Annotated in this window: 10 protein-coding genes; 9 read left to right on the top strand and 1 reads right to left on the bottom strand. The window is 43.0% G+C overall.

All coding sequences use genetic code 11. From position 1 onward, the window contains the following. The first annotated feature begins 351 nt into the window (after positions 1–351). From SWP_RS01285 to SWP_RS01265, 5 genes are all read left to right on the top strand, one after another. The gene (locus SWP_RS01285) at positions 352–1548 is read left to right on the top strand and encodes a DUF418 domain-containing protein (protein ID WP_020910498.1); all 1197 of its coding nucleotides are present in this window, start codon (positions 352–354) and stop codon (positions 1546–1548) included. Between the two features lie 221 nt (positions 1549–1769). After that, on the top strand, positions 1770–2663 hold the full coding sequence (gene rhlP / locus SWP_RS01280; protein WP_020910497.1) for a rhombotarget lipoprotein: 894 nt from the start codon (positions 1770–1772) through the stop codon (positions 2661–2663). 22 nt (positions 2664–2685) lie between these two features. Then, positions 2686–3795, top strand: coding sequence for a hypothetical protein (locus tag SWP_RS01275; protein ID WP_020910496.1), 1110 nt, complete (start codon positions 2686–2688; stop codon positions 3793–3795). Position 3796: 1 nt separating this feature from the next. After that, positions 3797–4024 carry a DUF350 domain-containing protein gene (locus SWP_RS01270; protein WP_020910495.1) on the top strand — a complete coding sequence of 76 codons (228 nt, stop codon included), beginning with the start codon at positions 3797–3799 and terminating at the stop codon, positions 4022–4024. Positions 4025–4084: 60 nt separating this feature from the next. Continuing rightward, positions 4085–4366 (top strand): hypothetical protein, encoded by a 282-nt coding sequence (locus tag SWP_RS01265; protein ID WP_020910494.1) that lies wholly within the window; start codon positions 4085–4087, stop codon positions 4364–4366. A gap of 371 nt (positions 4367–4737) precedes the next feature. Here the strand turns inward: SWP_RS01265 and typA are convergent, their stop codons facing one another. Continuing rightward, positions 4738–6582 (bottom strand): translational GTPase TypA, encoded by a 1845-nt coding sequence (gene typA / locus SWP_RS01260; protein ID WP_020910493.1) that lies wholly within the window; start codon positions 6580–6582, stop codon positions 4738–4740. A gap of 725 nt (positions 6583–7307) precedes the next feature. Between typA and glnA the strand changes: the two genes are divergently transcribed. The 4 genes from glnA (at position 7308) to SWP_RS01240 (ending at position 13082) form a co-directional block, all read left to right on the top strand. Then, positions 7308–8717, top strand: coding sequence for a glutamate--ammonia ligase (gene glnA / locus SWP_RS01255; protein WP_020910491.1), 1410 nt, complete (start codon positions 7308–7310; stop codon positions 8715–8717). A gap of 190 nt (positions 8718–8907) precedes the next feature. Beyond that, complete coding sequence (locus SWP_RS01250; RefSeq protein ID WP_020910490.1) at positions 8908–11088, top strand: hypothetical protein; 2181 nt, start codon at positions 8908–8910, stop codon at positions 11086–11088. Between the two features lie 166 nt (positions 11089–11254). Further along, on the top strand, positions 11255–12472 hold the full coding sequence (locus tag SWP_RS01245) for a dicarboxylate/amino acid:cation symporter (RefSeq protein WP_020910489.1): 1218 nt from the start codon (positions 11255–11257) through the stop codon (positions 12470–12472). 181 nt (positions 12473–12653) lie between these two features. Beyond that, complete coding sequence (locus SWP_RS01240; RefSeq protein WP_020910488.1) at positions 12654–13082, top strand: hypothetical protein; 429 nt, start codon at positions 12654–12656, stop codon at positions 13080–13082. The last annotated feature ends 34 nt before the right edge of the window (positions 13083–13116 follow it).

Here is a 13116-nt window from a genome sequence, read left to right as displayed (position 1 = left end):
GGAACCATCTGAAATTTTCGCACTCTGATTATATGAGGCCAATGTTTACGCGCCAATTTTATTAGCTAACCACTGTAAAATACTTTGCTAAATATTTGTTTTCTTGTTTTGTTCATCATCCCAACTGCACATTCCTAGTTAGGTTTGGCACCAGATTCAGTTTCGACGCTAGCGCACTCCAAATTGAACATGATTTTCGGCAACCCACATGGGTTGCCTTTTTTTTACTTTTTAATACGAAAATTAAACCAGCAATGAAAAAAGTTACTCCACAAGATAAGTTAATTTATCTAATCAGTAAATGCTGATATTGTTTGCTCACATTTAAAGCTTATGGATGCACAATAACAAATGGAACCGTTAACAACCTCAGAGACCTTTCAACCACCAGCCCCCTCTGCACGTAATGCCAATATCGATGCCATTCGTGGCCTAGCAGTACTGGGTATTTTATTCATGAATATATATTTCTTTGGCAATAGCTTTTCCGGCTACGCCAATCACGAAACAGTGCCGATTCATGACACAGTAATCATGCTATTTAGTAACTTTTTTTTAGAAGGCAGGTTCATTAGCCTGTTTTCTATGCTATTTGGTGTAGGGCTCGCAATACAGTACAACAAGCTATCGGCACTTGATGGCGCTGCTTATCAAACCATGAAATCAAGGCTAAAATGGCTATTACTATTTGGTGTAATCCATGGCATTTTTATTTGGTATGGCGACATACTCTTTACTTATGCCCTAGGTGGTTTTTTGGCGCTTTGCTATCTTAAACAAGACAATAAAAAGCTACTGAAAAAGTCTATTATATTCATCACTTTGCCACTATTTATTTTTGCCATAATCAGCTTTATTTCACCCGAAGAAGCCATTATTCGTGGCAGCGCACAGTTTGAAGAAGACTTATCAATATGGTCAGGTACTTACAGTGGCCAATTAATGATGCAACTCATTATTTTTACTGGCATGTTGTTTATCACTCCACTAACAACAATGTGGCTTACAGCAGGCTTAATGTTATTAGGTGTCGTGCTTTACCGTAAAAAAGTGTTTGAAAAGGGACTTACCCAGCGACAGTTACTTCAACTTTTACTGGCAACCATATTACTCTCGGCACTGGATAGTGCTTGCACGCTCGCTACAAACCCCAGCCTAAACACCATGTCTGATAGCATTGTTATGCTCAGTGCTATTCCCATGGCACTGATTTACATTCACCTATTGGTCAAACTATGCCAAAACCGTGCAACCATATTGGCCCCTTTGCAAAAAGTTGGCCGCCTAGCTTTTAGTCTTTATATTTTGCAATCTGTTTGTGGCGTACTGCTATTTCGGCATATTGAACCGACGCTAATGAGCACCTTGGATAGACCGGGCTACATGTTAATTGCCATTGGGTTCTCACTATTTCAAGTCATTCTGGCCAGTGTTTACCTAAAGTATTTCAATCAAGGTCCACTGGAATGGGTATGGCGTAGACTCGCGACTCGAAAACTTACCGCGACAGCCACACAAACGACGCCTATTGCATCAGCCGATACCTGATCAGGTATCAGGCTAGGGGAGTTCACCTTCCCTAGCCTGCCAGTTGCCCATCAAACTATCGCTCTGCGACCGCCGGATCCATCCCCTAAAGACTCGCTTAGCCAGTAGAAAGCCACTAAAAGTAAAATATACCTTTAATGACAATGACTTGTCATAAGGTGATGATTCACGTTTAATAGAGTCTGCCAGACAATCTACTCAGACTTATTCAAGAGGGAAGCATGAATAATCTCCACTTATTAAAGCAACAAGGTTTACTGCTATTTATAATATTGTCGCTAACGGGTTGCGCTAGCCAGCAAGTCAATACCAAAAGTAGTGTGATGGAGTATTTATACCCTAAATCATCAGATACCTTTGAAACCCCCTCTACGCCCCATTTAACACTTCCTCTGCGTGTCGGTGTAGCCTTTGTTCCAGAAAGCGAAGATAGCGGTTCATCGCGTCACTTTTGGACCGGAAACCTATATTCAGGGTCAATAGCCGAGGCTAAGAAAAACCAGATCCTTGAAAAGGTTTCAGAAAACTTTAGAGCTTTAGACTTTGTAAGTAGCATCGAAGTCATCCCAACTGCTTATCTAACTCCCGGCGGTAGCTTTGCAAACTTATCGCAAATAAAAACTATGTATGGCATCGACGTTATTGCCTTGGTGTCCTATGACCAAGTGCAGTTTACCGATGAGGGCGCACTCTCCCTTAGCTATTGGACTATAGTCGGGGCTTATATCGTCTCAGGCGAAAAAAATGACACCAGCACTTTAATGGACACGGTTGTGTACGATATATCCAGCAAAAAAATGCTGTTTAGAGCACCAGGCACTAGCCAAATAACAGGTAGTTCAACACCCGTTAACCTCAGTGAAGAGTTGAGGAGCGATAGCGTTAGAGGCTTTGAGCAAGCAGCAGAAAACATGACGCAAAATTTAAATAGCCAGCTAACACAATTTAAAGAGAAGTTAAAACAGGAACCAGACCAAGTTAAAATTAGCCATAGAGACGGTTATAGTGGCGGATCTTTGAGTCTATGGGACTGTATTGTACTACTGTTTTTATCACAGCTAGCGTGGCAGCGAAAACACATAAACCAATCACTACGGCTCTCATCTCGCTTGTAATACTTTTAACAAAAACAACTATATGAAATTTTACATCTTCATCTTTATCGTTGTTATTGGCGTGCTGCTGATTTTCGATACTCCTCAGTCAGCCTCGCCTCCTACCGAGACGGGTAATATCGAGCTACGCAATACTACACAGCGTATCTATCAGCTGATGATCAGCGGAGATTATGACCTCGCTGAAGCCGTTATCATGCCAGCGATTTTCACTCTTGAGAGAAGTGCAGCAATGAACAGCGCTACACTCGCTTGGCTGTACGAGATGAAAGCCACGATTATGGCTGCAAAGTATCATTATCACCATGCGATAACAGCAATATCGGCGGCAGCAAAGCACCGGGATGAACCTCGCTATAAACAGCAGAAGTTAGACTGGCAGCAACAGATAGATTCGATGCAAAAAGAGCGTCTGCTCAAAGAGAGTTATCGAAATAGCCGTCATGCAGGCCTCTCAAAAACACTCACTAAGCAAGTCAACATCGCCTATATCTACATTGATGATAATGCCAGCAGTAAGTGGTCTGGAAAGCAAAGGCTTAGAAATCAATCCTCGATTGATAGCGTAACCAATTGGTATCAAACACAAGCCAGCCGTTATTCTGTCGACGATATTAATTTCAAGGTACGTTATTTTGTGGTCCGCAGTCCGAAAGGGATCTCTAAGCAGTGGCTACGAAACAGAGAGTCTTTTAACCAGATCTTAAATTCATTAGTAAAGCGGATGCACTTTAAAAATATCGATGGATTCATAAACAATATTGCCGCTAGTGATAAAAACGCACAAGTGGCCATCGTGTTCCATTCGAACTACCAAGGGCGCTCATTTGCAATGAGCTGTCCTGCGAGCCCTAAACCAAATCGCTGTAAATATGAGTATGTAATGCTTACCGAGAAAATGAACAACAACCATTTTTCCTGGGTATTACCACAAATACAAGCCCATGAAGTTCTGCATCTATTTGGCGCTAAAGATCTATATAACATCAGAGGTGCTAAGAATTATGCGGTCACCGATGTGATGAATTACTACAGCAAAGATCTTAAATACGCCACCATTGATCCACTTTCTGCATGGGCCATTGGCTGGCAACAACAGCAACCGACTCCTCCCTTTAAAATCGAGAATTAAAATGGAAATCACCTCTCTAGAACAAAACATTTTCTTTATGTTGATTAACTTAGGTTACGCAGTACTAAGCTTGTTTATCAGCGTTATCGCACTGGTAGTCATTGATAAGTTTATCTTCAAAGATGTTGATTTCATTCAGGAGATAAAAAACGGCAATATAGCTGTGGCCATATTTCAGTCAGTGATATTACTGTTTATTGGTGTAGTCGTGTCTTCGGCTATGAATTGAAGCTAAGAAGCGCCTTAGCAGTTAAACAACATCATTTTTTACCTTACTAAAAAGGACTTTATGAACAACAGCATAAGTGAAAGTAAGCCACTCGCTTTTATCTGGTTTTCAGTGGCGTTAATAATATCTGCCCTTAGCGTCTACTTTGCGATAAATGACGTACTGATGCTCGTGCCTAGTTTTCTTGGAATGGCGGTTATACATGTATATATAGGCCGCCAAAGATTAACTAAATATCAAATATCTGATGCACAATATAAAAAAGTGATCCAAACGCTAGGAATATTTGTGGTTATCGCATCGGGGAGTGCTGCGGGTTTCTATCAACTGAGCGCAGCTTAACTATTTCTTACAAGCTAAGGTGATCACAGCCTATCAAGATGGAAATGCCAATAAATGGATGGAACACTCTTACTTATAAAGAGCTGGCCATGTATAACTACCAGCACTTTCCATGACTAAATGGACTTAGGAATGCCAATAAATGAATGGAACACTCTTACTCATAAAGGGTTGGCCAGACATAAATCCCCTTCTAGCACATCCTGTACTTCGCGGATAAATACATCTGACCGCCAAGGATGGTGGGAATGCTAATAAATGAATGGAACATTTATGGGCATGTATAAAAAAGCCCCGAGCATTTGCATGCTTAGGGCTTCTATAACGTTATGCTTTTAACAAACTAACTGTGCAGCATTAGCTGCAGCAAATTATTTTGCGTCTTTAGCAGTACGGTTATGACGCTTACGCTCATTTTCAGTCAAGTAACGCTTACGAACACGGATGTTCTCTGGCGTTACTTCTACTAGCTCGTCATCATCGATGAACTCAAGCGCTTGCTCTAGTGTCATTTCGATATGCGGAGTTAGTACCTGTGCTTCATCAGTACCTGATGCGCGCATGTTGGTAAGCTGCTTACCTTTCAAACAGTTAACTGTAAGATCGTTAGCACGAGCATGTAGACCAACTACTTGACCTTCATAAACTTCTGCAGCGTGAGTGATAAATAGACGACCACGCTCTTGAAGGTTAAACAATGCGAATGTCAGTGCTTTACCTGTTGCGTTTGAAATCAATACGCCACGAGCACGTTGACCAATATCACCGCCTTTCACTGGACCGTAATGATCGAATGAATGGTAGATAAGACCAGTACCAGAAGTCGCTGTCATGAACTCAGTTTGGAAACCGATTAGACCACGGCTAGGAATAACGAAGTCGATACGTACACGACCCTTACCATCTAGCTGCATGTCACGCATGTCACCTTTACGTGTACCAAGCTTCTCAATTACTGCACCTTGATGCTCTTCTTCAACATCAACAGTTAGTGTTTCGTATGGTTCACACATCTCGCCATCGATCTCTTTTTCGATAACTTCTGGACGAGATACTGCTAGCTCGTAACCTTCACGACGCATGTTTTCAATCAAGATTGAAAGGTGAAGTTCACCACGACCCGAAACGCGGAAACGATCTGGGCTGTCAGTCTCTTCAACACGAAGTGCAACGTTGTGTACTAGCTCCTGCTCTAGACGCTCAAGGATGTTACGTGAAGTTACGTATTTACCTTCTTTACCAGCGAATGGAGAAGTGTTGACTTGGAAAGTCATTGTTAGTGTTGGCTCATCAACAGACAGTGCAGGCAGTGCTTCTACTGTTGTAGGTGCACAAATTGTGTCTGAGATTTGCAGTTGGCCAAGACCTGTGATTGCAACGATGTCGCCCGCATTTGCTTCAGCAACTTCGTGACGCTCAAGACCCATGTAACCAAGTACTTGACCCATCTTACCGTTACGAGTCTTACCGTCAGCACCAATAACTGTAACTTGCTGGTTAGTTTTAACACTACCACGCTTGATACGGCCAATACCGATAACACCCACGTATGAGTTGTAATCGATTTGCGAAATTTGCATCTGGAAATCACCTTCAGCATCAGCATCTGGTGAAGAAACTTTTTCAACGATAGTTTCGAATAGCGGCGTCATGTTGTCGCTAGTTTCATCTGGATCTAAAGTTGCAAAACCGTTTAATGCAGAAGCATAAACGATTGGAAAGTCTAACTGCTCGTCAGTTGCGCCTAGGTTGTCAAACAAGTCGAATACTTGATCGATAACCCAATCAGGACGTGCGCCAGGACGGTCAATCTTGTTAATAACAACGATTGGCTTAAGACCTTGAGCAAATGCTTTCTTAGTCACGAAGCGAGTTTGTGGCATTGGACCATCTACTGCGTCAACTAGTAGTAATACTGAGTCAACCATAGATAGAACACGCTCTACCTCACCACCGAAATCGGCGTGACCAGGGGTATCAACGATGTTGATACGGTAATCGTTCCACTTGATGGCAGTGTTCTTGGCCAGAATCGTGATACCACGTTCTTTTTCAAGATCATTTGAATCCATCACCCGCTCAGTGGCTTCTCCTCGAGACTCAAGGGTTCCTGACTGCGCCAGCATCTTATCAACCAAGGTAGTCTTACCATGGTCAACGTGTGCAATAATGGCGATGTTACGTAAATTCTCTAACACGGCTAAACCTCTTACCATCGGTATAAAAATATAGGGTTACTGACAACTGCTAAAACCAGTTTAGTATAGTAGTTGCAATAAAAAGCGTGACATTCTACTCTAGGTAGCGAGTATCTCACAGGATTATTTTTAACCAATCGTTAAAAATAACGCTTGCGCGTTGCTTTTCTTCGCCATAACGCCCGCTTTATATACACTTTTTATAAATTGCTTTAATGACATTAATTATATTTACCCTCTATCTTAGGCGTCATTTCTAGCGATTTAGTGTCATTTTTAGCATACGTGCTATCAAATATTCTGTTTTCTGGCCATTTTTAGACAAATAGCGGTTCTGTCCTGAATCACGTGCAGCTCGTATCCTTTTAGCAATCAGCCTTAAACTGTCTTTTATTTAAATAACACTTATCTATATTTGGTCGAGTTTTCTTTGACTTATACCCTATAAAAATTTCGTCGACTTGCTATTCTTGACCCCTTCTCTGGTGATCTAAACAAATTAGTTTTCAATCGACTGGTGGACATTGCACGATTATGAAGCACGCACCAAAATGATCCACCCGACGCACCATTAGAGTGCAAAAAACATCAGCGTTAGTTTTGCCGCCCACTAATAACTATTTAATATCAATTAGTTACACATTTGGCACGACTCTCGCTTTAAACAAAACAGAATCGCACTATGCGCTAAACATTAAGATAAGAACAAGGGATAACCCTTTACCCTACTCGGAGACTTTAGAATGTCAGCTGAATCAGTTTTACAACAACTAAAAGAATTAGAAGTTAAGTTTGTTGATTTGCGTTTTACCGACACCATAGGTAAAGAGCAGCACGTTTCAATTCCTAGTCATCAGGTTGATGAAGACTTTTTCGAAGACGGTAAGATGTTCGATGGTTCTTCAATCTCAGGCTGGAAAGGCATTAACGAATCAGACATGGTACTCATGCCAGATGCTGCAAGTTTCGTACTTGATCCTTTCACAGCAGAAACAACTGCTAACATCCGTTGTGACATTCTAAACCCGGGTACTATGACGGGTTACAACCGAGACCCTCGTTCAATCGCTAAGAAAGCAGAAGACTACTTACGCTCTACAGGTATCGCTGATACAGTATTGATTGGTCCAGAGCCAGAGTTCTTCCTATTTGACGATGTTAAGTATGGCGCTGACATGTCTGGTTGCTTCTACAAAGTAGATGCTGAAGAAGCAGCATGGAATTCAGGTACTAGCTACGAAGATGGCAACAAAGGTCATCGTCCAGGTGTTAAAGGTGGTTACTTCCCAGTAGCTCCAGTTGATTCATCACAAGATATCCGTAGTGCTATGTGTTTAGTACTGGAAGAGATGGGCCAAGTTGTTGAAGCGCATCACCATGAAGTGGCAACTGCCGGTCAAAACGAAATTGCAACTCGCTTTAACACTCTTACGCTTAAGGCTGATGAAGTTCAGGTGCTTAAGTATGTTATTCATAACGTCGCTCATGCTTACAATAAGACAGCTACGTTTATGCCTAAGCCAATCGTTGGTGACAACGGTAGCGGTATGCACGTTCACCAGTCTCTAGCTAAAGATGGCGTTAACATCTTTGCTGGTGACAAGTACGGCGGATTGAGCGAAACAGCACTATTTTACATCGGTGGTATCATCAAGCATGCGCGTGCAATTAACGCATTTGCTAACCCATCAACTAACTCTTACAAGCGTCTTATCCCGCACTTTGAAGCTCCAGTAATGCTTGCTTACTCAGCAGCTAACCGTAGTGCTTCGATCCGTATCCCAGTGGTACCAAGTGCAAAAGCTCGCCGTATTGAGCTACGTTTTGGTGACCCAATGGCGAACCCATACTTAGCATTCTCAGCAATGTTGATGGCTGGCCTTGACGGTATTCAAAACAAGATCCACCCAGGTGAAGCAATGGATAAAGATCTTTATGATCTTCCTGCTGAAGAAGCAGCTGAAATCCCAACAGTTGCGACTTCACTAGAAAATGCACTTGAGTGCCTAGACGCTGACCGTGAATTCTTAACTCGTGGTGACGTATTCAGCAATGACTTCATTGATTCTTACATCAAACTTAAGTCTGTTGATGTTGAGCGTGTTAACCAAACAACTCACCCAGTAGAGTTCGAGCTTTACTACAGCTTGTAATCTATAAGCCACAGTAGTGGCTTAACTGGTACAGAATGCAAAGCCCTAAGCAGAAATGCTTAGGGCTTTTTTGTGTTTACAAATCAAACATTTCTATTTTGTACAATGCGACTACTTTGATCTGCAGCTATAGTTATGACAGTAACAAGCATTAACATTTACCGTATTTGTCACTCAAAAAGGAACTGCTATGCCTGCTGGGATCTACATTCAATGCCGCTCTATTTTTTCTATTTTCACACTAATGTTGCTGGGAATATTTAATGCCAACGCTATCGAGTGGCCGCAGGAAGTGACCGCTAAAGAGGGCAACATTGTGGTGTATCAACCGCAGCCAGAATCCCTAGACGGCAATATCTTGCAAGGGCGCGCCGCTATGTCTTTAGAGCTCATCGATAGAGATGACCCTATTTTTGGTGCCTTCTGGTTCAGTGCTCGCATTGACACAAGCGCTGATAACGCAACCGTTAGGGATGTTAGAGTGACTCGTGTGCGCTGGCCAGAGTCAACCGAAACCGATGAACAACGCTTTACCGAAGTGGTAGAGAAATCCATTGGCACCAGCAGCTTTACTATCTCGATGGAGCGTCTTTCTGCCAGCCTTGCCAACGCTAAACAGGAAAAGCAAAGCCTAGAGAATATTAAAAATGATGCGCCTAACATTATTTTTCGTCAGCAACTTACAGTACTCCTCTCCTATGATGGTTCACCGCAATTTAGAGAGATCGAAAATAGCCCTTATGAGCGAGCGCTAAATACCCCCTTTGCCGTGGCGCGCAACAAACAAACCAAGAAAATGTACTTAAGCAGTGGCACTTTTTGGTATACAGCAGACAACCCTATGGGGCCTTGGCAAGTCACTGAGTACCCGCCTGAAGATCTAGTAAAAATGCTGCCAAAACCCGATGATACAGAAGCAAAAAATACCGAAACAGCGCCTGCTGTAATAGCAGTGAAAACCCCAACTGAATTGGTTGCAACCGATGGTAAACCCAAATGGAAGAGCCTAACCGAAGGTAAGTTGCTTTATGTCAGTAATACTGAGACAGCTTGGATAAGAGAGGTCTCTTCTGGTGACATGTACCTGTTACTTTCTGGCCGCTGGTTTCAAGCAAAAAAAGAAGCAGGGCCTTGGGCCTTTGTCCGTGCTGATAAACTTCCTGCAAGCTTTAATGATATTCCGCCCGAATCAGATATTGGTGGACTAAGGGTATCCGTCGCGGGCACAACCGAAGCGGATCAAGCGATGCTCGACGCCCAGATCCCTCAAACAGCGGCAATTAAACGCAGTGAAGCTAAACTTACAGTCGAGTATGATGGCGAGCCAAAATTTGATGCTATTCCAGGCACTAAAGTCGCTTATGCGGTCAACACCACAACTCAAGTACTAAAAATAAATGGCCAATATTATGCCGTCGATAACGCCGTTTGGTTTGTTGCATCTGCTGCAAAAGGACCATGGAAAGTTGCCGATAATGTACCGACAGATGAGATAGCAAAAATCCCTCCAAGCTCGCCAGTTTACAACACCACTTATGTCGAGATTTATGACTCGACCCCCGAGGTTGTCTATGTTGGTTATACCCCAGGTTACATGTGGTCTTACCCTTATTACGGCGTTCCAGTATATGGCACAGGTTGGTACTACCCACCCTATTGGGGGCGTTACTACTACCCTCGTCCACCAACTTGGGGGCTACATGTCGGCTATAACCCGTGGACAGGCTGGAACGTTGGCGTAAGTTGGAGTAATGGCTTCTTCAGCGTCGGTGTAGGTTGGAGCGCTGGCTGGGGGAACCATTATTATCCGGGCCGTTGCTGTGGTGGATATTACGGTGGAGGTTACCGACGCCCAGTGGTCATAAACACTGGCGACATCAACATCGGCAATAGCGTCAGTATTGGCAATAGAACTAACATCTCTAATAAGGTTGCTCGTAACAATAATATTTCAGGTAATCGTGTCGGTAAAAACAATCTATATAATCGCCCAGAGAATCGTGTGCGTAATGCCGATGCCAGCAAAATAAACAGCAACTTCAAACAGGCAACTCACAATAAGAATCGTGCTAATAATGTTTTTGCAGATAAAAATGGCAACGTAGCACGAGATTTAAACGGTGAGTGGCAAAGCCGTGACAAAGGCAATTGGACCCCCGCACCTCAAACAAGAGATAGAGTTGCAACAGGACTGAATAATCGAGATATAAGTCAGCCAGTGACGCTGCCTTCTAGGCCAAATACTGAGTTAAACAGGCCTAACAATATGAATAGACAAATAAATAACCGTAATTTTGACCGTGAAAGCCTAAACCGCTCCCGTAATGCTCGCCAGCATGGCATGGTGCGTGAAGGCCGAAGGGGACGTTAACCCCGCTTTGACCGTAGGAAAAGGCTTGCACAGCGCAAGCCTTTTATATTTCCATGCTTGTCTCGCCCTGACTAAGTTGACACTCTGTTAATGGCTCGTTAGTTTAACGGTTAAAACACACCATAAGTCAGTGTTCTGACATCAAATAATAAGTGACTCCTGATCTATGTGGCAAAAACTTCAACCCTACCGCTCATCGATAATTCTTTTGTCGGCGCTACTCATTGGTGGCGCTATCGGTATCGTGTTACCAGAGTTTGCATTATCGCTAAAACCCATAGGCCAAGTGTTTCTAAATTTACTGTTTATGATCATTGTGCCATTAGTCGCCATTAGCGTGACCTCCTCTATTGCCCGCATGACTGACCTAAGAAAATTAGGCATAATTCTTATCACACTGTTTATGGTGTCTATTGCTATGGCGATTATTCCTGCGGTATCAATCGTCGGTTTAGCATTGGCTTTTGACCCTGCACAAGGTGTGGTACTCGATCTTCATCAACAGGTTGAAGCCAGCTCAGGCAATATGGACTTTGTTGGGCTTCTGACCACTAATGACTTTGTCGGCTTGTTGTCTAAATCGAATATTCTGGCCCTCATCATCATGTCAGTCATTGCCGGTATTGCGATTGGTCAATCAGGCAAAGATGGTGAGAAAGTCTCAGCCATGCTCGACAGTCTCAATACTGTGATTATGAAAATCATTTCTATATTAATGGTCGCCGCACCTGTAGGTTTAGCCGCTTACTTTGCCTCAACCATGGCTAGCCAAGATACTGAACTGCTCAGCACTTTTGCCCGTGCCATTGGCCTATTCTTTGTCGCAGCCTTTTTCTACTTTACTGTTGGTTCAACAATTTACGCATGGCTTGGGGGTGGGGTAGGAGGCGTTACCCAGTTTTGGAAGAATGCGGTAGACCCATCAGTCACAGCATTAGGTACCAGCTCATCGTTAGCCACATTGCCAGTCAATATTCGTGCTGCAAATAAGATGGGGATAAAAGAGGAGATCGCCGATATCTGCCTGCCTTTATTGGTCAACCTCAATAAAGGCGGCGCATCAATGACCACCGCATTGAAGATTGTTTTTATCTACTCGATATTGGGATTAGATTTTAGCGCCGATGTTTTTGCTCTCACAGTACTTATCTCAGTGCTATCCGCCTTTATTATAAGCGGCGTACCAGGAGGTGCTTTTCTAGGTGAAATTTTTATTGTCACCACCCTTGGGCTACCTATCGAAGTGATCCCCATTCTTGTCATTATTGGTGCAGTTACCGACGCCCCTGCGACATTGATAAATGTCATTCACGACCTTAATGCCACCCAGATTATCGAACGGATAAATGGTAAGCGCTATAAAAGCGAAACTATTATTGAATAAGTACTGGTAACGACATGAGTAATAAAGATCAACTTAAACCGTTATTATCAGTACCTTATAAATATGACACCTGAAGTGTCATATGCCTATGGTGTGACTGTCATACCGATGGCGGCGTAGATAATAGCCATTTGTGTTCAACTTGTTGCAATTCAAATGCAAACACAGCAAGGAGCACAAAATGGAAAACTCAATGACTCGACATAAAATGGATACCACTATGGATATGCCCACTATTACCAATGGATATTGGTACTATTTTGAAGACGCCGGGGTGCGAGTGACTGCTCACGGTTCAGGGTATTCAGGCCAAGAAACCGTCTATGTTAATGATGAGGTAGTGAGCGACAAACGCAATCTTGGAATGAAAAGCTCTCACGAGTTCTGCCATTTGGGCAATGATTATGAGGTGAGATTTCAAGTGACCAACCTCCTTACTGCCACTGTAGCCTGCGCCCTGTATAAAAATGGCGAGCATGTCACTACAGAGACCAAAGCCTATCGCAACATGGATGGCAAATCAGCCCTGAAGCTAATATCACTATTTTTTGTTGCTGGACTTGTTTTTGGTGGAGCAGCAGCCTGGTTAGCCCATCAATTTATAGGCTGAATGATAGCCAAGTATATCGATAAAACTAGAGGAG

The sequence above is a fragment of the Shewanella piezotolerans WP3 genome (assembly GCF_000014885.1).
GTDB classification, from domain to species: domain Bacteria; phylum Pseudomonadota; class Gammaproteobacteria; order Enterobacterales; family Shewanellaceae; genus Shewanella; species Shewanella piezotolerans.
Note: the sequence above shows the minus strand (reverse complement) of the source record. Positions and strands in the feature narration are given on the sequence as shown.